We start from the raw sequence: 21,737 nt of genomic DNA, 5'->3' as shown, positions 1-21,737 counted from the left end.
TGCGGGCGGGCGCCCGCGGTGTTTCCCGGGGCGGGTCCGTCAGGAGGCCGAGCCCGTCTGCGGCTGCTGCTCGCTGGGGCGGACGATGACGAAGCCCTCGCCCTCCAGGCAGAGTTGGACCGCCTCACCCGAGCCGCCGCGCAGCATCGAGCCGACGCTCTGCGAACGGTGCAGCGAGGTCCGCAGCTGGGCACTCCAGCCGACGACGGCGTCGGTGTCCACGTAGACCGGGGCCTGCGGGCTCACGGGGATCACGATCGGCTCGCCCTCACAGGTCAGCCCGAGCCTGCCGTGGCCGGTGAAGACGCTGTTGAACAGGCCGCCGCCGGTCATCCCGGCGCCCTTGACCATGGAGACCTCGTAGGACAGCGAGGCGTCGAAGACCAGGACGTGGCGGCCGTTGAGGCTGAGCGCGTCGCCGGGCGCCAGGTCGACGGTGAAGCAGCTCGCCGCCTCGTGCGCGAACCACGCCTCGCCCTGGCCGCGCACCGCCATCAGCGGCAGTCCCTCGCCGGTGACCTTGCGCTTGAGGTAGCCGCCGACGCCCTGGCCCTGCCGCTCGAACCGGAGGTCCCCCCGGTAGGCCACCATGGCGCCCTGCCGCGCGTAACACTCGCCGTTCACCGCGTACTTGATCGACTTGCCGTTCTGGAGGGACATCCCCGGTGCCGTGGCCGGCTGCGCCAGGTACGCGTCCTTGAAGAGATCGCTCTGCATGCCCCCATGCTCCCCCGGAGCCCCGCGCTCCGTCACCGCGCGGCGTCAGCGCGGCGTCAGCGCCCGGTGGCCGACCCCGTGTACCGGTACAGCACCGCGCCGTCGACCGTGGTCTCCGGGGCGTAGTGGTGCTTCAGGTGGGTGCGGAGGGTGGGCAGGTGTGCGGGGCCGTAGGGGGCGCCTCGGGAGTCGTCGACGATCAGGGTGGGCGGGTTGCGGCGCAGTTCGCCGCGCAGGTGCTGCCAGGCGCCCGGCATGGCGTGCTCCTCGCCGACGCGTGAACCGCCGCGCCCGCCGCTGAAGTTGGTGAGGAAGCCGGCGGTGAGGTAGCGCGAGGCGGGAGTGCGCCCGGAGAACCAGTAGCCCTCCGGGTGCATGCCCCACAGCAGGACGGTGTCGTCCGGCGCGGTGCGGGCGCGGACGACGGCGGCGAGGCGCTGCTGGTGGTCGAGTTCGTCGCGGGGCGCGGCCAGGCCCCAGGCGGTGAAGGCGGTGGCGAGGGCGCCGGTGAGGGCGAGCGCCGTGGTGACGGCGCGGGGCCGCAGGGTGTCCAGGGCCGCGGCGCCGAGCAGCGCCAGGGGCGGGACGAGCTGGAGGAAGTAGTGCCCGTAGAACTGGAAGCCGACGGTCGCGGCGCCGGCCGAACTCGCCAGCCACAGCCAGACGTCGGCGGTGCCCGGCAGCCGCTCGCGGCGGACCAGGACGGCGTGCACGAGGGCGTACAGCGCGGGCGCGCAGGCGAGCGTGAGCACCCCCGCGCTCGCGAGGGCGCGTCCGAGCGCGCGCAGCCCGGAGCCCTCGGCCGAGAGGTAGTCGCCCGAGCCGGTCGCCGTCCAGTAGAGGAAGTCGCCGACGCCGTAGGCGAGGGCGGCGGCGAGCACGGGAAGTGCCGCACCGGCGAGGGTCCTCGCCCAGGCGCGCGGCAGGGCCCGGTGCTGCCAGAGCAGCGCGAGCACCGGGACCAGCGCCGCGCCGCCGGTCTGCTTCGAGAGCGCGGCGGCCGCCACGCAGAGCCCCGCGCGGGTCCATCTCCCGCGGTCGGCGCACCAGACGGCGGCGACCGTCCAGGGCAGCATGAACACCTCGAAGGTCGCCGCCTGGGTGTCCTCCGGGTTGAGGCCGACCGAGGCCGTCACGTACAGCACGCCCGCGATCCGGCCCGCGCGCTCGCCCCACCGGCGGCGGGCCAGCGAGGCGGCGAGCACCGCGCCGGCGAGGACGGCGCCGGCGGCCAGGGCCTTCAGCGGCCACAGCGAGCCGTCCCCGAACAGCGCGAACGCCAGCTCGTACAGCAGCGGAAGGAGCGGCGGTTTGCGGTCGACGACGGTGTCGTAGAGGGAGCCGCCGTGTGCGAGCCGGCGGGCCTGGGTGGCGAGGAAGCCCTCGTCCGGGTTCCACACCGGGCGGGCGAGGGAGGGCAGCCGGGTGAGGACGGTCAGCAGCGCGAGGAGGGGCAGCAGCCGGGGCCAGAACGGTCCGTCCCCGCCGGGCCAGCGTTCGTCCCGGTTCCGGGTGCCCGTCCGGGCGCGCTGCGCGGGCAGTCCCGCTCCCGCGCGCGGACGCAGCGACTCGGAGGAGGGACGCGGCTGCGGCATGGCCCCAAGTTATCCGGCACGGGGGGGCCGCTCCCGACGAGGGTCGGTCACTCGGCGGCGCGGCGGACCCGGCTGTGGTTCCGGCCGTACAGCGCGTAGATCATCACGCCGAGCGCCATCCAGATCGCGAACCGCATCCACGTCTCCACGCTGAGGTTGAGCATCAGCCAGAACGAGGCCAGCACCGACAGCAGCGGCAGCAGCGGGACCCAGGGGGTGCGGAAGGCGCGGGGCAGGTTCGGCCGGGACCTGCGGAGCAGGACGATGCCGAGGGCGACGACGACGAACGCGAACAGGGTGCCGATGTTCACCATTTCGGTGAGTTCGGTGACGGTGAAGAAGCCGCTGATGAGGGCGACGAGGGTGCCGAGCAGCAGGGTCGAGCGGTACGGCGTGCCGAAGGTGGGGTGGGTGCGGGAGAAGGTGCGCGGCAGCAGGCCGTCCCGGCTCATGGCGAAGAACACCCGGGTCTGGCCGAGCAGCAGGATCATCACGACGGAGGTGAGGCCGACGGCCGCGCCGAAGGAGATCACCCCGGAGAAGAAGGGTGCGCCCACGCTCTTGAACGCGTTCGCGAGCGGCGCGTCGCCCTCCAGCTCGGAGTACTTCTCCATGCCCGTGACGACGAGCGAGACCGCGACGTACAGCAGGGTGCAGATGGCGAGCGAGCCGAAGATGCCGCGCGGCAGGTCGCGTTGGGGCACCTTGGTCTCCTCCGCCGCGGTGGCGACGACGTCGAAGCCGATGAAGGCGAAGAAGACGACGGCGGCCGCGGAGAAGATGCCCATCACGCCGAACTGCGAGGGCGTGAAGCCGAACAGCAGCTCGGCCAGCGGCGACATCAGCCCCGAGGTGCCCGCGTCCACCGGCTCGGCGGGCGGCACGAACGGCGTGTAGTTGTCGCCGGTGACGTAGAACGCGCCCGCGACGATGACCAGCAGCACCACCGTCACCTTGACCGAGACCACGACGGACGTCACCCGCGCCGAGAGTTTCATGCCGACGATGAGCACCGCCGTGAGCACCATCACCAGCAGCGCGGCGAGCAGGTCGAAGCCGAAGTCGTCGCCGGAGTGGGTGAGTTGCTCCGGGACGGAGACGCCGATGTTGCCGAGCAGCGCGGTCATGTACTGGGACCAGCCGCCCGCGACGGTCGCGGCGCCGAGGGCCAGTTCCAGCACCAGGTCCCAGCCGATGATCCAGGCGGGCAGTTCGCCGAGCGAGGCGTAGGCGAAGGTGTAGGCGGAGCCGGCGACCGGGACGGTGGAGGCGAACTCGGCGTAGCAGAGCGCCGCGAGGCCGCAGACGAGCGCGGCCACGGCGAAGGACACCGCCACCGCCGGGCCCGCGTACTCCTTCGCGACCGTGCCGGTGACGACGAAGATCCCGGTGCCGATGACGACGCCGACGCCGTAGACGATGAGGTCGAAGGCGCTGAGCGACTTCTTCAGCGCGTGGTCGGGTTCCTCGGTGTCCTGGATGGACTGCTCGACGGTCTTGGTGCGGAAGAGTCCGCTGGGTGGTGGGGGTGGGTCCGTGCTGTTCATCGGCATCCTCCGCGACGCGCTCGACCGGCAAGAGGCCCCATGATCCGCACCGTGGCGCGGGCCGGGCGTACGTCCGGTGCAGGGCGGCGGCGTCTTCACCCGATGGGCGCAGCGGCGGACGACGGGGCCGGCCGCGGGGCACGGGAACGCGAAACGCCGGTGCGGCGGGAGGGGGTTCCTCCCGCCGCACCGGCGTCGGGTTCTCGCGGCGGACCGGTCAGTCGCGCGCGGCCTCCGGGGTGCGCTCCGGGTCGTCCGCGCCGTCGAGGCGGGAGACGAGGCCCGTGACCTGGCGGGCGATGTCCGGGGCCGTCAGACCGACCTCGGCCATGACCTCCTTGCGGGAGCCGTGGTCGAGGAAGCGGTCCGGGATGCCGAAGTCGCGCAGCGGCACGTCCACGCCCGCGTCCCGCAGCGCCTGCGCGACGGCCGAACCGACGCCGCCGGCGCGGCAGTTGTCCTCGACGGTGACGACGACGCGGTGCTGGTCGGCCAGCGGCGGCAGCTCCTCGTCGACGGGCTTGACCCAGCGCGGGTCGACGACCGTCGTCGAGATGCCCTGCTTCTTCAGCAGGTCGGCGATCTCCAGGCACATCGGCGCCAGCGCGCCGACCGAGACCAGCAGCACGTCGGGCCGCTGCGTCCCGGCCTTGCGCAGCAGGTCCATGCCGCCGACGCGGCCGACGGAGGGGACGGCGGGGCCGACGGCGCCCTTCGAGTACCGGACGACGGTCGGCGCGTTCTCGACGTCGACGGCCTCGCGCAGCTGGGCGCGCACCTGGTCGGCGTCGCGCGGCGCGGCGAGCCGGAGCCCCGGGACGCACTGGAGGATCGACATGTCCCACATGCCGTTGTGCGAGGCGCCGTCCGAGCCGGTGACCCCGGCCCGGTCGAGCACGAAGGTGACCCCGCACTCGTGCAGCGCCACGTCCATCAGCAGCTGGTCGAAGGCGCGGTTGAGGAAGGTCGCGTAGACCGCGAAGACCGGGTGCAGCCCGCCGGTGGCGAGACCGGCGGCGGAGACCGCCGCGTGCTGCTCGGCGATGCCGACGTCGTAGACGCGGTCGGGGAACTCCTGCGCGAACTCGTGCAGTCCGACCGGACGCATCATCGCCGCGGTGATCGCGACGACGTCCTCGCGCTCGCGGCCGAGCTTGACCATCTCGTCGCTGAAGACCGAAGTCCAGTCGGCGCCCGAGGACTTGACCGGCAGGCCGGTGTCCGGGTGGATGACGCCGACGGCGTGCATCTGGTCCGCCTCGTCCTGGCGGGCCGGCTGGTAGCCGCGGCCCTTCTCGGTGAGGCAGTGCACCAGGACGGGGCCGCCGAAGCGCTTGGCGCGCTGGAGCGCGGACTCGACGGCGGTGACGTCGTGGCCGTCGATCGGGCCGACGTACTTCAGGCCGAGGTCCTCGAACATGCCCTGCGGGGCGATGAAGTCCTTCAGGCCCTTCTTGGCGCCGTGCAGCGTCTCGTACAGCGGCCGGCCGACGACCGGGGTCCGGTTGAGGACCTCCTTGCCGCGGGCGAGGAAGCGCTCGTACCCGTCGGTGGTGCGCAGCGTCGCCAGGTGGTCGGCGAGGCCGCCGATGGTCGGCGCGTACGAGCGCTCGTTGTCGTTGACGACGATGACCAGCGGGCGGTCCTGGGCGGCGGCGATGTTGTTCAGCGCCTCCCAGGCCATGCCGCCGGTGAGGGCGCCGTCACCGATGACGGCGACGACGTGGTCGCCCGTCTCGCGCAGCTCGTTCGCCTTCGCGATGCCGTCGGCCCAGCCGAGGACGGTGGAGGCGTGGCTGTTCTCGATGACGTCGTGCTCGGACTCGGCGCGCGAGGGGTAGCCGGACATGCCGCCCCTGGCGCGCAGCGCCGAGAAGTCCTGACGGCCCGTGAGCAGCTTGTGCACGTAGGACTGGTGCCCGGTGTCCCAGAGCACCTTGTCCCGGGGGGAGTCGAAGGCCCGGTGCAGGGCGATCGTCAACTCCACCACGCCGAGGTTGGGCCCCAGGTGACCACCGGTCTTCGAGACCGATTCGACGAGGAATGTCCGAATTTCTGCCGCAAGCTCTTCGAGCTGCTCCGGACTGAGCGGGTCGAGATCACGTGGTCCCGTGATGCGGGTCAGCAACGCCACCCGTGCCTCCTTGCTGTCGCTGTCACTGGCGAGCGATCGAGAGCTTGTGTGCCGATCCGTCGAGTCTAATGTTCCGCCTGGATGGCGGGGCATCCGGCCGTGCGATCCCCGTCACGCGATCGGCCGTCCCTCCGGAGCGGGCACACGGGCCCCCGTACCCACGTCCCGATCTTCCGTACGAGCCACCAGACGCGCGCCCGGGGCCCCGCGGTTGCCCGGTAGCCGATGCAATCCGAGGTTCCGCGCTCCGCCGCACTCCCCCGCGCACGCCCGGGCGCCCCCGAGGGGCGTGCGCGGGGCCGGGCGCGGGGCGCTACGTGCGGCCCGCGGTCTTCTGGGTACGCCGGGAGACGGAGTCGATCACGACGGCCGCCAGCAGCACCGCACCCGTGATCATGAACTGGATCTCGCTGGCCATACCGAGCAGATTCAGCCCCTGCTGAATCGACTGGATCACCAGGATGCCCAGCAGCGCCGACCAGATCCTGCCCCTGCCGCCGAACAGGCTGGTACCGCCGATGACCGCCGCCGCGATCACGTTCATCAGGGTGTTCCCCGCGCCCAGGCTCTTCGTCGCGCCGCCCGAGAGGCTCGCGATGAACAGCCCGCCGAAGGCCGCCAGCATCCCCGCGACGGCGAACACCGAGATCCGCACCGCCTCCACGTTCACCCCGGCCCGCCGCGCCGCCTCCGCGTTCCCGCCGACGGCGAAGATCCGCCGCCCGTACGTCGTACGCCGCACCACGAAATCCGCGACGACCAGCACCGCCAGGAACAGCACCAGCGCCAGCGGCAGCCCGCGGGACTGATTGAGCACGTACGCCGCGGCGAAGGCGAGCAGCGCCATCAGCGCCGTACGCAGCAGCGTCTCGGCCGGCGGCGGCGCGGGCAGCCCCGCGGCCGAGCGCCGCCGCGCGTCCGCCAGCCGCGTCCCGCCGTACACCAGGACGGCGGCGAGGGCGAGCCCGTAGGCGGCGGAGATGTCCGAGAAGTAGAAGCCGGTCAGGTGCTCGACGATGCTGCCCTCGGGGGTGGTGATGCTGCCTTCCTCGCCCATGAGCCAGATCTGCAGCCCGCTCCAGCCGAGAAATCCGGCCAGTGTCACGACGAAGGCGGGGACGCCGACCCTGGCGAAGAAGAACCCGTGCAGCGCGCCGATCACCAGCCCGGCGCCGATCGCGAGCAGCACCGCGAGCCAGTCGGCGACCCCATGCGTCACGCTCAGCACCGCCCAGACGGCGGCACCCACCCCGGCGACGGACCCCACGGACAGGTCGATCTCGCCCAGAAGGAGGACGAAGACGATGCCGGTCGCCATGATCCCGGTGCCCGCGATGTAGACCCCGATGTCGCTCAGGCTCCCCGCCGAGAGGAAGCTCGGGTTCAGGGACTGGAAGACCACGGCGATGACGATCAGGCCAACGACGACCGGCAGCGAGCCCAGCTCGCCCCCGCGCACCCGGCGCCGCAGCGCGCCCCAGTACCCGGCGAGCCCCGCCTCGCGCACCAGCAGCCGCGGATCGGGGGCGCCCGCCTCCTCCCGGGCTCGCTCGCCGTCCGTGCTCCTGGTCAGGCTGTCGCTCACTGCTCCCCCTCCGGTGCGGGTTCGGTCGCTTGCTCCGGCGTCGCCGTGCGGGCGCGGCGGCGGGTGACCGCGTTGTCGGAGGCGCCGGTGATCGCGGCGACGACCGTCTCGTGCGAGGTGCCCGCCACGGGGAAGACGCCGTTGTTCCGGCCGAGCCGCAGCACCGCGACCCGGTCGGCGACGGCCTGCACGTCGGCCATGTTGTGGCTGATCAGCAGCACGCCGAGGCCCCGTTCGCGGAGCCGCTCGACGAGGTCGAGCACCTGCGCCGTCTGCTCCACGCCGAGCGCCGCCGTCGGCTCGTCCAGGATCACCACGGACGGGTCGCCGATCAGCGCGCGGGCGATCGCGACGACCTGCCGCTGCCCGCCGGAGAGCGCCGCGACGGGAATCCGGACGCTCGGAATCCGGATGGACAGGGTGTCCAGCAGCTCCTTGGCCCGCTTCTCCATCGCGATCTCGTCCAGCACCCCGCCCCGGCCCCGCAGTTCGCTGCCGAGGAAGAGGTTGGCGACGACGTCGAGGTTGTCGCAGAGCGCCAGGTCCTGGTACACGGTGGCGATTCCGAGGTGCTGCGCGTCGTGCGGCCGGCCGATCGTGACGGGCCGGCCGCGCCACTCGACGCGGCCCCCGTCGACGCCGTGCACCCCGGCGACAGTCTTGACCAGCGTGGACTTCCCGGCGCCGTTGTCGCCGACGAGCGCGACGACCTCACCGGCCCGGATCTCCAGGTCGACATCGGTCAGCGCCTGCACGGCGCCGAACCGCTTGGACACCCCGCGCAGCGCCAGCACGGGCCCGTCGTCCCCGCCGGGCCGCGCGGGCGGCACCTGCGCGTAGGACGGGGACGGCGCGGGCGGCGGGGATTCTTCGGGTGCGGGTTCGTTCGGCACGGGGCCAACTCCGATCTGCGGGGGCGCGCTGCTGCCCCCGCCGGGCACGGGCGTACTGCGGAACGGGCTTGCGGGGTACGGGACTTGGACAGGGACGGGGCGGCTACAGCAGGCCCGCGTCCGCGCAGGCCTTGGCGAGCTGCTTGCCGTCGCAGATCTGGCGGGGCGTGTAGACCTTGTCCTTGACGACCGTGTCCTTGATGTTGTCCCGGGTCACGATCTCCGCGTCGTACAGCTTCGCCGGGATATCGCGGGCGCTCTTGCTGTCGGTCCGCTCCGGGGCCAGCTTCCCGATGTCGCCGCCCTTGAGCAGCTTGACCGCGATCGCCGCCGCCGTCTCGGCCTCCGGCTTGATCGCCTTGTAGACCGTGAAGTCCTGATCACCCTTCACGATCCGCTGCAGGCCCGCGAGTTCGGCGTCCTGGCCGCCCAGCGGGACGTCCTGGACGCCGGACTTCTTCATCGCCGTGGCGACGCCGCCGGCCATGCCGTCGTTCGCCGCGTAGACCCCGTCGAACCCGTCCTTGCCGACCTTGGTGATCGCCGCGCCCATCTTCTTGTTGGCCTCGTCCGGCGACCAGTCGGGGATGTCCTGCTCGTAGACGATCTCGCCGGTCTTCTTGTCGAGGACCGAGTGGGCGCCCTTCTTGTAGAGCGCGGCGTTCGGGTCGGTCGGCGAACCGTTGATCATGACGATCCGGCTGTCCCCGGCCTTCTCGCCCAACGCCCGTACGAGGCCCTGCCCTTGGAGGCGGCCGATCTCCTCGTTGTCGTAGGAGACGTACGCGGAGATGTCCCCCTCGGCCAGCCGGTCGTAGGCGACGACCTTGACGCCCTTCCTGGCCGCGCGGTCGACCCAGGATTTCGTGGCCTCGGCGTTCACCGCGTCCAGAATGATCACCTTGACGCCCTGGGTGATCAGCGCGTCGAACTGCTTCTTCTGCGTCTCGGTGTCCTGCGTGGCGTTGTTGTACCGCACTTCGCAGTCCGAGCAGAGGGATTTGATCTTCTTCTCGATGAGCGGGCGGTCGAAGGTTTCGTAACGGGTGGTCTTGTTCTCCGGAAGCAGCAGGCCGATGGACTTGCCGTCCCCTCCCGCGCCGTCTTCGGCGCCGTCACCGCCGCCCGCCTTTCCGCAGGCGGAGAGCGAAACAGCCAGGCATATGGCGGTCGCCGAGAAGACGACGCGACGCGGATACGCGTTCATGCGGTCCCAACCTCCCTGACGGGGCCGCGTCGTCGCGGCCGAGGTGGCTGGAAGTCAACTCGCAGGGCATTCGACCGTCAAGAAGTAAATCATTAACGAGACGGCAACGATGCCATCTGTTTCAACTCTGAATACGGTGAGCCGAGTTGGCGCGGCACGGCACCCGTCGGCGAGCCGCCGCGCGAGCGACTACCGCCCCAGCCCCCGCGTCTCGTCCATCTCGCTGAGGACCAGCGCCAGCGCCCCCAGCACCTCGGCCCGCCCGCCGAGTGTCCCCGGCGCGACCGTCAACTGCCGTGCCGCGCTGGGGATCGCGTACCGGGCGACCGAGTCGCGGATCGGGTCGAGGACGAGGTCGCCCGCCTCGGCGAGGTCGCCGCCGAGCACGACCCGGGAGGGGTTGAGCAGATTGCACAGGTTCGCGACGCCGCTGCCGACGTGCCGGCCGACGTCCACGATGACGCGGCGGCAGCCCGGGTCGCCCTCCGAGGCGAGCCGGACGACGCGGGCCATCGTCAGGTCGGTGCCGTGGGTGGAGTGCAGCAGCGGCAGGACGTACCGGGCCGCGGTGAACGTCTCCAGGCAACCGCGGTTGCCGCAGCGGCAGACGGGCCCCGACTCGTCGAGCGTGATGTGCCCGATCTCCCCGGCCGTGCCCCCGGGACCCCGGTAGATCTGGCCGTTGATCACCAGTCCGGCGCCGACGCCGCTGGCGACCTTGATGTACGCGAGGTCGGCGGCGCCGCGGCCGTTGCCCCACACCTGCTCGCCGAGCGCGCCGAGGTTGGCGTCGTTGTCGACGTGCACGGGGACGCTGAGCCGGGAGGCCAGCTCCTCGCGCGGGTTGGTGCCGGCCCAGCCCGGGAGGATCGACGAGGAGCCGAGCACGCCGGTGGCCGCGTCGATCGGCCCCGGGACGCCGAGGCCGACGCCGACGACCTTGTCCGGGCTGACGCCCGTCTCCGCGATCAGCCGCTTGACCAGCTGTTCCGCCCGGTCGAAGCCCTCTCCGGCCGAGGCGTCGACGTCGATCGGCTCGGCCTCCTCGGCGAGCACCTGGTGCGCGAGGTTGCCGACGGCGACGCGCAGGTGCGAGTGCCCGAAGTCGACGCCGACGACGGTGCCCGCGTCGTCGCTGAGCGAGACGGCCCTGGCCCGGCGGCCCCCGGCGGAGGTCGGGGTGACCTCGACGGTGCCGCCGTCCTTCAGCTCCCGGACGATGTTGGAGACGGTGGCCGCCGACAGCCCTGTGGTGCGGGCGATCTCCGCCTGCGTGAGCGAGCCCGCCATGCGTACGGCCCGTACGACCCGCTCCAGGTTCGCCCGGTGCAGCGAGGACTGCGACCCCGGAGTCTCCACTTGCGATCCACTCCTGCCTCGACGGGCGGCGCGACGGCCCTCCCGTGCTGCCGCGTCACGTCGTCGGAACGCGGCCATGTCTCCAATATATGAACTCTAAGCACAGCCCCGCTCGCAGTTCCCCGTCAAGACCTTGAACGCAGACTGAGCGGGGGGTGCGCTCATATGTGGAGTCATTCTACGGAGCGTGAGCGGGCACGACGCGGGGCGGTCCCGCCTTCACGCGGAACCGCCCCGTCCTGCCCCTGCCGTACGGGCGCCGTACCACCCTCGTACCGCCGGTACGACGTGTGCCGTCACGGGCCGTGCTACTTGAGCGCCCCCGCCGTCAGCCCGGAGACCACCTGACGCTGGAAGAGGATGTACGCGGCGAGCACCGGGAGCATCGCCATCACCAGGCCGGCGAAGAGCCCGGACCAGTCGCCCTTGTAGCCCTGGCTCACGGCGAGTTCCACCAGCCCCTGCGCCAGCACCTTGTTGTCGCTCTCGGTGTTGAGCACCGTCGGCAGCATGTACTGGTTCCACTGCCCGAGGAAGTTGAAGATGCCCACACTGATCAGCCCCGGCTTGGCCATCGGGAGCATCACCTGGAAGAACGTCCGGGTGTGCGAGGCCCCGTCGATGAAGGCGGCCTCCGCGACCGAGGTCGGCAGCGTCCGGAAGAAGGCCGTCAGGAAGAACACCGTGAACGGCAGCGAATAGGCGATGTAGACGAGGACGAGCCCGTGGAAGGTGTTCAGCATCCCCATGTTGTTCAGGACGTAGAACAGCGGGACGAGGGCCAGCATCACCGGAAAGCTCATGCCGCCGATGAACAGGAAGTACAGCGCCCGGTTCCCCGGGAATTCGAAGCGGGCCAGCACGTACGCCACCATCGAGCCGAGCACGAGCGTGCCGGTGAGCGAACACCCCACCACCAGAACGGTGTTGAGGAAATACTCGCTCATGTGCGCCTCGGACCAGGCACGGGCCCAGTTCTCGAAATGCAGCGCGTCCGGCAGCGACCAGGGCGAGGTGAAGATGTCGCGGTCGGTCTTGAACGAGGTCATCACCGCCCACAGCAGCGGCAGCGTGACCATGAACGCCCAGAGCACGAGCATGCCGTGGGAGAAGACGTTGAGCACCCGGCCCTCGGGTTTCCGTACGTCCTCCGCTTCCGGCGCTTTCCGCACCGGTTCCGGGCCCGGCTCCCCCGAGGTGTCCTCGGGCCGCGTGATGTCCGTGGTCTTCATCAGTACTCCAGCCGCTCGCGGCGTCCGAGCTTCAATACGATGGCGGCGAAGGCCAGGGTGACGAGGAGAAGCGCGACGCCGACGGTCGTCGCGTACGCGGCCTGGCCGTCACGGAATGCCTTCTGGTACACGTACAGCGGCAGCACCTGCGTGGAATCGTTCGGCCCGCCCGGGCCCACCGTCATGATCTGGACGACGGCGAATCCCTCGGCGCCCAGCACCATCACACCCATGTAGATCCAGCCCGACTGCACGGTGTCCCACAGCAGCGGCAGGGTGATCCGGAAAAAGGTGGTCACGCGGTTCGCGCCGTCCAGCACGGCCGCCTCGTAGAAATCCTTCGGGATGGAGGTCATTCCGGCGGAGAAGAGGACCACGAAGAAACCCACCGTGCTCCAGACCAGAACGGCCATGATGCACCACAGCGCCGTCTGCGGATCACCGAGCCAGTTCCGCTTCAGGGATTCGAGCCCGAGCGCCTCCAGCCCCGAACTCAGCGCCCCGCTGCGGGGGTTGTACGCGAACTGGAAGAGCAGCGCGACGATGGCGATCGACAGCACCTGCGGGAAGAAGTAGAGCACCTTGTAGAGCCCGGCCCCCCGGACGCCGCCCACCACCGCGTTCTTACGCCGTCGCCCGCCCACATTGATCATGTACGCCAGGAACAGCGCGATGCCCAGCGTCACCAGCGGCAGCAGCAGCATGAAGGTGAGGCTGTGCTGGAGCGCCTTCCAGAACGTCTCGTCCCCGAACATCTTGGTGTAGTTGTCAAAACCCACCATCGAGAACTGCGGACTGAGTCCCGTCCAGTCGGTGAAGGAATAATAGATCGACTGGATGAAGGGCCATACGACAAAGAGCAGATAGACGCCCAGAGGTACGGCCAGGAATCCCGCGATGAAGCGGTACTTGCCGTGCTGCATTACCGTGTCCCCGATCTTCCCGCAGGTGCCGTCGCCGTCACGGGGACGCTCCGGGGCGCCCCTCGCTCCCCGGCCGGCTCACCGGTGCTTGTAGTGCTTGATCGAGTCGTCCTTGGCCGCGTCGTCCGCGTACTTCTGGATCTTCTTGATGGTCTCCGCCGGGGTCGCCCGGCCCGCCATCATCTCGCCCAGGCCGCCGACGCCGATCTTCTCCTTCTGGAGTGCCACGTACCAGTCCTGCATACGGGGGTTGACGATGTTCTTGCCCGCCTTGTCCAGCGCCTCGACCGCGGAGTTGAGCCCGGGCGGCAGGTCGAGTCCGTCCGTCCCGCCGTCGAGGGAGGTGAGGGAGGAGACCTGCCGGATGAAGTTCTTCGAGGACTTCTCACCGAGCATGACGCGGAGCTGTTCCATCCCGCCGTCGGGGTTCTTGGCGTTCTTCGGCACGATGAACGGTTCACCGCCCGAGGCCCAGAGCGTGCCGAACGGCATCTTGTCCGAGCTGTCCAGGCCGGTCGGCCCGGACACCCGCATCCGGAAATCCTTCGGCGTCGTGTTCTTCGACTCGTTCTCGACCCACGAACCGTTCGGCACGAAAAGCGCCTTGCCCTGGTTCCAGGCCGTCTGCGACTCGATGTGCGTGAGCCCCGGGCTCCCCTTGAGGATGTAGTCCTTCCGGACCAGCTCGTAGTACGCCTCGAAGGCGGCCTTCACGGCCGGGTGCTTCCAGGCGTTGGGCTCCAGGTTGTCGATGGCGTCCAGCGTCTCGGGACCGCCGATCTTGGCGATGAAGGGGTAGAGGCTGAAGGGCCAGTAATAGGGGTACTTGCCGGGGTAGGTCCACCCGGCGATTCCCTCCTTCTTCGCCTTCGCGCACACCTTCATCATGTCGTCCCAGGTCTCCGGGTACGTCACGTCCAGCTTTTCCAGCGCGGTCTGCGAATACCACACGCCGTACACCGTGTAGGCGTAGTACAGGACCCAGACGGGCTTTCCGTCGAACTGGCCCATCTCCACGACTCCGGGGCGCAGCGTCTCGCGCACCTTCTTGCCCGGGTCGTCGTAGGACGGGGCGTCCATCAGCGGGGTGAGATCGGTGAGTTGGTCCTTGCCGACGAGGGTGCCCATGTCCATCTGCTCGGCACCGTTGTTGTCGATGAGGTCGGGCGGCGTACCGCCGTTGAAGCGCGGCTGGAGCACCGACTGGATCTTCTGCGTCGACTTGAGTTCCACCTTGGCCTCGGGGAACTTCTTCTCGTAGACCTTCCGCGCGTCCTGCGCGTACTTGACGCCGAATCCGCCGTCGAAGATGTACAGCTCCAGCGGGGCCTTGCCGTTCACCCCGAGAGGGTTGTCCTTGGTCTTCTTGCCCTTGTCGACCTGGTCGCTGTCGCCGCTCCCGCTGGCGCAGGAGGTCAGCGCGGATACCGCGGGAACGGTGACAAGGCCCGCGGCCGCGGCCCGCTTGATCAGATCGCGACGGTTGACGCTGGTGGATCCCATGCTCAAGTCCTCGCCTTCTCCAGGACTCAGGCGGTGCGCCGGCCTCCCGTCAGCTCGCCCACGGGCGAAGGGCCCGGCACCGCGGGTCAGTTGAAGCTGGGGTCTTGCTGGTCTCGCTACCGCGGCGGCCGTGTGGGGCCGCGCAAGGTGCCGACAGGTATAGTCCACTTTTCGTCGGCAGGGCAAGATCGAAAGCAAGCCCGCCGTCCATCTTTCCCGAGTTGAGACCTCACCCCCGTCGATTTCGCGGCGGGTGTTGGACATCCGCGCGCCACGCTTGGACGGAACCGCGCGGGTCCGCCCCAGGCCACCCCGGCGACGGCCGCTCCCCCACCGGAGTTCCGGCCCTTTCGGCGTCCTTGACAACACCCGTTCCGCACCGCTTACTTGACACTCGCACCACGCAGTTGACAACGATGTCAGACTCGTTGCGAGGTCCCCGATGCGACACCCCGCGCGCCCGGCACCGTCCCGCCCCGCCCGGACGGCGACCCTGCTGTCCGCCGTCCTGCTCGTCGTGACGGCCCAGGGCGCGGCCACCGCCGTCCCGCACCCGGACGCCGCGGACGGCCACACCCGCTTCCACTCCTCCTTCGAACCCGGCGAACCGGCCCCCGACTGGGCCGACTCCGTCGAGACCGCCCCGGACGGCACCCCGCGCACCGGCGGCGTCACCCACGACGACGACGGCCGCACGCCCCGCGGCATGTCCACCCGCACCGGCGGCGGCCCCGCCGAGTCCCCGACGGCCAAGCCGCACGCCGGCTTCACCGGCCTCCGGGCGCTGCGCTACGCCGGGACGCACGCGGGCACCGGCCGCGGCTGGTCCTACAACCGGGTCTTCGACGTCGACACCCGCGTCACCCGGGACACCGTCCTCTCCTACCGCCTGTTCCCCGAGATGCCGGAGGGCGACCGCCGCTACGCGGCCACCCACGCCTCCCTCGACCTCGCCTTCACCGACGGCACCTACCTGAGCGACCTGCGCGCCCGGGACCAGCACGGCACGCGCATGTCGCCGCGCGGGCAGGGCCGCGCGAAGACGCTGCACGTCAACCAGTGGAACCACCGGGAGGCCCGGATCGGCCGCGTCGCCGCGGGCAAGACCGTCGACCGGGTCCTCCTCGCGTACGACAACCCGCGCGGCGGCGGCCGGTTCAGCGGCTGGGTGGACGACGTGACGCTCGCGCCCCGGCCCGAGCCGGAGCCGCGGGCCCGCCCGTCCGACCACGTGGTGACCACCCGGGGCACCCACTCCAGCGGCGACTTCTCGCGCGGCAACACCTTCCCCGCGACGGCTGTCCCGGGCGGCTTCAACTTCTGGACCCCGGTGACCGACGCGGGCTCCACGGACTGGCTGTACGAGTACGCGCGCGGGAACGACGCGGAGAACCGGCCCACCCTCCAGGCGTTCGGCGCGAGCCACGAGCCGAGCCCGTGGATGGGCGACCGGCAGACCTTCCAGGTCATGCCGTCGACGGCGCGGGGCACCCCGGACGCCTCGCGGAAGAAGCGGGCACTGCCCTTCCGGCACGAGCGGGAGACGGCGAAACCGCACCACTACGGCGTGACCTTCGAGAACGGCCTGCGCACCGAGATCGCGCCGGCCGACCACGCCGCGATGATGCGCTTCACCTTCCCCGGCGACGACGCGAGCCTGATCTTCGACAACGTCGACGACCGCGGCGGGCTGAGCCTCGACACCGAACGCGGCGTCGTCACCGGCTACTCCGACGTCAAGAGCGGGCTGTCGACCGGCGCCACCCGGATGTTCGTGTACGCCGCCTTCGACGCGCCCGTGACCGACGGCGGCCCGCTCCGGGGCGGCGGCAGCGGCGAGGACGGGAACGTCACGGGCTACCTGCGCTTCGCTCCGGGCGCCGACCGCACCGTCAGCATGCGCATCGCCACCTCGCTGATCAGCGTCGAGCAGGCGAAGGACAACCTGCGGCAGGAGATCCCGGAGGTCGCCGGAAGCGGCTCCGGCGGGAAGAAGGGCGCGCTCAAGGCCGCCGACGCCTTCGACCGGGTGCGGGAGCGGGCGCGGCGGCAGTGGGACCGCATCCTCGGCCGCGTCGAGGTGAAGGGCGCCTCCGAGGACCAGCTCACGACGCTGTACTCGAACCTCTACCGGCTCTACCTCTACCCCAACTCCGGCCACGAGCGGGTGGGTTCACGCACCCGCTACGCCAGCCCGTTCTCGAAGGCCGAGCGTCCCGACACCCCGACCGAGACCGGTTCGAAGATCGTCGACGGCGAGGTCAACGTCAACAACGGCTTCTGGGACACCTATCGCACGACCTGGCCCGCCTACTCCCTGCTCACCCCCGAGCGGGCGGCGCGGATGGCCGACGGTTTCGTGCAGCAGTACCGCGACGGCGGGTGGATCTCCCGCTGGTCCTCGCCCGGTTACGCGGACCTGATGACCGGCACCAGCTCGGACGTCGCCTTCGCCGACGCGTACGCCAAGGGCGTGCGCCTGGACGCGGAGACCGCGTACGAGGCGGCGCTGAAGAACGCGACGGTCGCCCCGCCGGACCCCGGCGTCGGCCGCAAGGGCATGGCGACCTCGCCGTTCCTCGGCTACACGAGCACGGACACCCCCGAGGGCATGTCCTGGGCGCTGGAGGGCTACCTCAACGACTCGGGCATCGCCCGCATGGCCTCCGCGCTGCACCGGAAGACCGGGAAGCGGCGGTACGCGGAGGAGGCGGCGTACTTCCGGGGCCGTGCGCAGAACTACGTCCGCCACTTCGACAAACGGACCGGCTTCTTCCAGGGCCGGAAGCCGGACGGTTCCTGGCGGCTGGCCCCCGACGCCTACGACCCGCGCGTCTGGGGCCACGACTACACCGAGACCAACGGCTGGAACTTCGCCTTCACCGCGCCGCAGGACACCCGCGGACTGGCCGCGCTGCACGGCGGCCGCGCCGGCCTCGCGAGGAAACTGGACCGCTACTTCGCGACCCCGGAGACCGCGGAGAAGAAGTACGCGGGCTCCTACGGGGACGTCATCCACGAGATGACGGAGGCCCGCGACGTGCGGATGGGCATGTACGGGCACAGCAACCAGCCCGCGCACCACATCGCGTACCTGTACAACGCGGCGGGACAGCCGTGGAAGACGCAGGCGAAGGTCCGCGAGGTCCTCTCCCGGCTCTACCTCGGCAGCGAGATCGGCCAGGGCTACCCCGGGGACGAGGACAACGGCGAGATGTCCGCCTGGCACCTGTTCTCCGCGCTCGGCTTCTACCCGCTGGTGATGGGCGCGCCCGAATACACCGTCGGATCACCGCTGTTCACCGAGGCCAGGGTCCGGCTCGGCGGCGGCCGCGAGCTGGTCGTCAAGGCGCCGGGGAACAGCGCGCGGACGCCGTACGTGCAGGGGCTGAAGGTCAACGGGAAGGAGTGGACGTCGACGCGGCTGCCGCACCGGCTGCTCGCGCGGGGCGCCACCCTGGAGTTCGACATGGGCTCCGAGCCCTCGAAGTGGGGCAGCGGGAAGCAGGACGGGCCGAGTTCGCTCTCCCGCGACGTCGAGGTCCCCGACCCGCCCCGGGACGTGACCGCGCCGGGCAAGGGCCCGCTGCTCGACAACACCTCGGCGACGGCCGGGGCCGTACCGGGCGGCGGGTTCACCGTCGAGGACGGGTCCCGGGTCCGCGCGTACACCCTGACCTCGGACCGGGCCGGGGACGCGCCCCGGCGCTGGGTGCTGGAGGGCCGCAGCGGCGACGGGCCGTGGACGCCCGTCGACCGGCGCCGGGACGAGCGCTTCCGCTGGGACCGCCAGACCCGCGTCTTCTCGCTGCCGGAGCCGGCCCGGTACGACACCTACCGGCTCGTCCCGCGGGGCGGCGGCGCGCGCCTGGCGGAGGTCGAACTCCTGGGCTGAGCCCGGGAACGCGGAAGGGCCGCACCCCGCACGAAGCGGGGTGCGGCCCTTCGGCCGCGGCGCGACGAGCCGTCAGCCGGCCGTCACGGACCTCAGCTGTTGATCAGCGAACGGAGGACGTACTGCAGGATGCCGCCGTTGCGGTAGTAGTCCGCCTCGCCGGGGGTGTCGATGCGGACCTTGGCGTCGAACTCGACACCGCTGTCCGTCGTCACCTTGACCGTCTCCGGGATGCCGCCCTCGTTGAGCGCGGAGATACCCGAGATGGAGAAGGACTCCTCGCCGCTCAGGCCGAGCGTCTCGGTGGAGCCGCCCTCGGGGAACTGGAGCGGCAGGACGCCCATGCCGATGAGGTTCGAGCGGTGGATGCGCTCGTAGGACTCGGCGATGACGGCCTTCACACCGAGCAGCGCGGTGCCCTTGGCCGCCCAGTCGCGGGACGAGCCGGAGCCGTACTCCTTGCCCGCGAGGATGACCAGCGGGGTGCCCTGCGCCTGGTAGTTCTGCGAGGCGTCGTAGATGAAGGAGACCGGGCCGCCCTCCTGCGTGAAGTCACGCGTGAAGCCGCCCTCGGTGCCCGGCGCGATCTGGTTCCGCAGGCGGATGTTGGCGAACGTGCCGCGGATCATGACCTCGTGGTTGCCGCGGCGCGAGCCGTAGCTGTTGAAGTCACGGCGCTCGACGCCGTGTTCGGTGAGGTACTTGCCCGCGGGGGTGTCGGCCTTGATCGCACCGGCCGGGGAGATGTGGTCGGTGGTGACCGAGTCGCCCAGCTTGGCCAGCACGCGGGCGCCGGAGATGTCCTCGACCGCGGTGGGCTCCATGCCCATGCCCTCGAAGTACGGGGGCTTGCGGACGTAGGTGGACTCCTGGTCCCACTCGAAGGTGTTGCCCGTCGGGACGGGGAGCGCCTGCCACTGGGCGTCACCGGCGAAGACGTCGGAGTAGCTCTTGGTGAACATCTCCTGGCCGATCGCGCCCGCGACGACCTCCTCGACCTCCTGCTCGGAGGGCCAGATGTCCTCGAGGTAGACGGGGTTGCCGTCCTGGTCGACGCCGAGCGCCTCGGTGGTGATGTCGACCTTCATGGAGCCGGCGATCGCGTAGGCCACGACCAGCGGCGGGGACGCCAGGTAGTTCATCTTGACGTCGGGGTTGATCCGGCCCTCGAAGTTCCGGTTGCCGGAGAGCACCGAGGTGACGGCCAGGTCGTTCTCGTTGACGGCCTGGGAGATCTCCTCCGGCAGCGGGCCGGAGTTGCCGATGCAGGTGGTGCAGCCGTAGCCGACGAGGTTGAACCCGAGCTTGTCGAGGTACGGGGTCAGACCGGCGCGGTCGTAGTAGTCCATGACGACCTGCGAGCCCGGGGCCAGCGTCGTCTTGACCCACGGCTTGCGCGAAAGGCCCTTCTCGACCGCCTTCTTGGCGACGAGCGCGGCGCCGACCATGACGTACGGGTTCGAGGTGTTGGTGCAGGAGGTGATCGCCGCGACGGCGACGGCACCGTGGTCGATCTCGTAGGTCTTGCCGTCGGGGCCGGTGACCTGAGTCGGCTTGCTGGGCACGCCGTTGGAGACGGCGGGGGCGTCGGAGGCCGGGAAGGACTCCTTGCCCGCCTCGTCCAGGTCGGTCTCGGCGGCGACGTAGTTCTTCACGTCCTGGCCGAACTGGGCCTTGGCGTCGGCGAGCGCGATGCGGTCCTGCGGACGCTTCGGTCCGGCGATGGACGGCACGACGGTGGAGAGGTCCAGCTCCAGGTACTCGGAGTAGACCGGCTCGTGCGCGGCGTCGTGCCAGAGACCCTGCTCCTTGGCGTACGCCTCGACCAGCGCGAGCTGCTGCTCGTCGCGGCCGGTGAGCTTCAGGTAGTTGATGGTCTCGTCGTCGATCGGGAAGATCGCCGCGGTGGAGCCGAACTCCGGCGACATGTTGCCGATCGTGGCGCGGTTGGCGAGCGGCACGGAGCCGACGCCGTCACCGTAGAACTCGACGAACTTGCCGACGACGCCGTGCTTGCGCAGCATCTCGGTGATCGTGAGCACGAGGTCGGTCGCGGTGGTGCCGGTGGGCAGCTGACCGGTCAGCTTGAAGCCGACGACGCGCGGGATGAGCATCGAGACCGGCTGGCCGAGCATCGCGGCCTCGGCCTCGATGCCACCGACGCCCCAGCCCAGCACACCGAGGCCGTTGACCATGGTGGTGTGCGAGTCGGTGCCGACGAGGGTGTCGGGGTACGCCTGGCCGTTGCGGACCATGACGGTGCGGGCCAGGTGCTCGATGTTGACCTGGTGGACGATGCCGGTGCCGGGCGGGACGACCTTGAACTCGTCGAACGCGGTCTGGCCCCAGCGCAGGAACTGGTAACGCTCCTTGTTGCGCCCGTACTCCAGCTCCACGTTCTGCGCGAAGGCGTTCGGGGTGCCGAACTTGTCGGCGATGACCGAGTGGTCGATGACCAGCTCGGCGGGGGCCAGCGGGTTGATCTTGTCGGCGTCGCCGCCGAGTTCCTTCACGGCCTCACGCATCGTGGCGAGGTCCACGACGCAGGGGACGCCGGTGAAGTCCTGCATGATCACGCGGGCGGGGGTGAACTGGATCTCGTGGCTGGGCTGGGCGTTCTGGTCCCAGTTCCCCAGCGCACGGATGTGGTCGGCGGTGATGTTCGCGCCGTCCTCGGTGCGGAGCAGGTTCTCCAGCAGCACCTTCAGGCTGTACGGCAGTCGGGCGGAGCCCTCGACCTTGTCCAGCTTGAAGATCTCGTACGACTCGTCGCCCACCTGCAGCGTGCTGCGGGCGTCGAAGCTGTTCGCCGACACGACAGTCTCCTTCAGTGCATGACTAGCGATCCGCTATGGTGGGCAAGGCTTGGTTAGGTAAGCCTTACTTGAGCGGTCGGTGTGCGCCTTTGCCAGTTATCTCGATGTCGAGATAACACTAGTACACGACCGCCGGGCGGTCATGCCCTGCCCCGGCGGATTCCACGGACCCCCGGCGCGGGGCGTGCCGCACGGGTACCCCGCACCACCTTCACCCCACCCCCGAAACCCCGCACGCGCGCCCGCCGCCGGACACCGCGGAGCGGACCGGCGCACACGGCATCAGCGCAGGTCGGAGCGGGTTCCGGCCAAGAGAGGGCAGGCGGCGGAG

The 21,737-nt window shown here is 70.7% G+C and carries 13 protein-coding genes; 1 reads left to right on the top strand and 12 read right to left on the bottom strand.

Translation table 11 applies throughout. The features are described from left to right. Positions 1 to 39: 39 nt before the first annotated feature. The 11 genes from HCC30_RS00800 to ngcE all read right to left on the bottom strand — a co-directional run bounded on the left by HCC30_RS00800 (position 40) and on the right by ngcE (position 14,695). Positions 40 to 717, bottom strand: a complete 678-nt coding sequence (locus HCC30_RS00800; protein WP_169439977.1) for an AIM24 family protein — start codon at positions 715 to 717, stop codon at positions 40 to 42. Between the two features lie 56 nt (positions 718 to 773). Further along, positions 774 to 2,312, bottom strand: coding sequence for a glycosyltransferase family 39 protein (locus HCC30_RS00795; protein ID WP_169439976.1), 1,539 nt, complete (start codon positions 2,310 to 2,312; stop codon positions 774 to 776). Positions 2,313 to 2,359: 47 nt separating this feature from the next. Continuing rightward, positions 2,360 to 3,859 (bottom strand): amino acid permease, encoded by a 1,500-nt coding sequence (locus tag HCC30_RS00790; protein WP_169439975.1) that lies wholly within the window; start codon positions 3,857 to 3,859, stop codon positions 2,360 to 2,362. 217 nt (positions 3,860 to 4,076) lie between these two features. Further along, on the bottom strand, positions 4,077 to 5,993 hold the full coding sequence (gene dxs / locus HCC30_RS00785; protein ID WP_169439974.1) for a 1-deoxy-D-xylulose-5-phosphate synthase: 1,917 nt from the start codon (positions 5,991 to 5,993) through the stop codon (positions 4,077 to 4,079). A 313-nt stretch (positions 5,994 to 6,306) separates the two neighbouring features. Beyond that, a complete protein-coding gene (locus HCC30_RS00780) occupies positions 6,307 to 7,566 on the bottom strand; it encodes a sugar ABC transporter permease (RefSeq protein ID WP_206323263.1) in 1,260 nt (419 codons plus the stop codon). A gap of 8 nt (positions 7,567 to 7,574) precedes the next feature. Continuing rightward, on the bottom strand, positions 7,575 to 8,372 hold the full coding sequence (locus tag HCC30_RS00775; protein WP_169440479.1) for an ATP-binding cassette domain-containing protein: 798 nt from the start codon (positions 8,370 to 8,372) through the stop codon (positions 7,575 to 7,577). Between the two features lie 202 nt (positions 8,373 to 8,574). Continuing rightward, positions 8,575 to 9,678 carry a substrate-binding domain-containing protein gene (locus HCC30_RS00770; protein ID WP_169439972.1) on the bottom strand — a complete coding sequence of 368 codons (1,104 nt, stop codon included), beginning with the start codon at positions 9,676 to 9,678 and terminating at the stop codon, positions 8,575 to 8,577. 189 nt (positions 9,679 to 9,867) lie between these two features. Then, positions 9,868 to 11,037, bottom strand: a complete 1,170-nt coding sequence (locus HCC30_RS00765) for an ROK family transcriptional regulator (protein ID WP_169439971.1) — start codon at positions 11,035 to 11,037, stop codon at positions 9,868 to 9,870. A 308-nt stretch (positions 11,038 to 11,345) separates the two neighbouring features. After that, on the bottom strand, positions 11,346 to 12,269 hold the full coding sequence (locus HCC30_RS00760) for a carbohydrate ABC transporter permease (protein ID WP_169439970.1): 924 nt from the start codon (positions 12,267 to 12,269) through the stop codon (positions 11,346 to 11,348). Continuing rightward, positions 12,269 to 13,192 (bottom strand): sugar ABC transporter permease, encoded by a 924-nt coding sequence (locus HCC30_RS00755; protein WP_169439969.1) that lies wholly within the window; start codon positions 13,190 to 13,192, stop codon positions 12,269 to 12,271. The genes HCC30_RS00760 and HCC30_RS00755 overlap by 1 nt, the downstream gene beginning before the upstream one ends. 78 nt (positions 13,193 to 13,270) lie before the next feature. Beyond that, on the bottom strand, positions 13,271 to 14,695 hold the full coding sequence (gene ngcE, locus HCC30_RS00750; protein WP_169439968.1) for an N-acetylglucosamine/diacetylchitobiose ABC transporter substrate-binding protein: 1,425 nt from the start codon (positions 14,693 to 14,695) through the stop codon (positions 13,271 to 13,273). Between the two features lie 442 nt (positions 14,696 to 15,137). Between ngcE and HCC30_RS00745 the strand changes: the two genes are divergently transcribed. Beyond that, on the top strand, positions 15,138 to 18,590 hold the full coding sequence (locus HCC30_RS00745) for a GH92 family glycosyl hydrolase (RefSeq protein WP_169439967.1): 3,453 nt from the start codon (positions 15,138 to 15,140) through the stop codon (positions 18,588 to 18,590). 92 nt (positions 18,591 to 18,682) lie between these two features. Here HCC30_RS00745 and acnA read toward each other — a convergent pair whose 3' ends face one another. Continuing rightward, positions 18,683 to 21,406 (bottom strand): aconitate hydratase AcnA, encoded by a 2,724-nt coding sequence (acnA, locus tag HCC30_RS00740; protein WP_169439966.1) that lies wholly within the window; start codon positions 21,404 to 21,406, stop codon positions 18,683 to 18,685. Positions 21,407 to 21,737: the final 331 nt, after the last annotated feature.

Origin of the sequence: Streptomyces sp. HNM0574 (assembly GCF_012726235.1) — a bacterium.
Lineage (GTDB): Bacteria > Actinomycetota > Actinomycetes > Streptomycetales > Streptomycetaceae > Streptomyces.
The sequence above is the reverse complement of the archived record's forward strand: the minus strand, read 5'-3'. Positions and strand labels throughout refer to the sequence as shown.

What these genes read in the sequence shown, in the direction of transcription:
- HCC30_RS00800 (WP_169439977.1), bottom strand. Translation starts at nt 717, where the DNA reads ATGCAGAGCGATCTCTTCAAGGACGCGTACCTGGCGCAGCCGGCCACG.
- HCC30_RS00795 (WP_169439976.1), bottom strand. Translation starts at nt 2,312, where the DNA reads ATGCCGCAGCCGCGTCCCTCCTCCGAGTCGCTGCGTCCGCGCGCGGGA.
- HCC30_RS00790 (WP_169439975.1), bottom strand. Translation starts at nt 3,859, where the DNA reads ATGAACAGCACGGACCCACCCCCACCACCCAGCGGACTCTTCCGCACC.
- HCC30_RS00770 (WP_169439972.1), bottom strand. Translation starts at nt 9,678, where the DNA reads ATGAACGCGTATCCGCGTCGCGTCGTCTTCTCGGCGACCGCCATATGC.
- HCC30_RS00760 (WP_169439970.1), bottom strand. Translation starts at nt 12,269, where the DNA reads ATGAAGACCACGGACATCACGCGGCCCGAGGACACCTCGGGGGAGCCG.
- HCC30_RS00755 (WP_169439969.1), bottom strand. Translation starts at nt 13,192, where the DNA reads ATGCAGCACGGCAAGTACCGCTTCATCGCGGGATTCCTGGCCGTACCT.
- ngcE (WP_169439968.1), bottom strand. Translation starts at nt 14,695, where the DNA reads ATGGGATCCACCAGCGTCAACCGTCGCGATCTGATCAAGCGGGCCGCG.
- HCC30_RS00745 (WP_169439967.1), top strand. Translation starts at nt 15,138, where the DNA reads ATGCGACACCCCGCGCGCCCGGCACCGTCCCGCCCCGCCCGGACGGCG.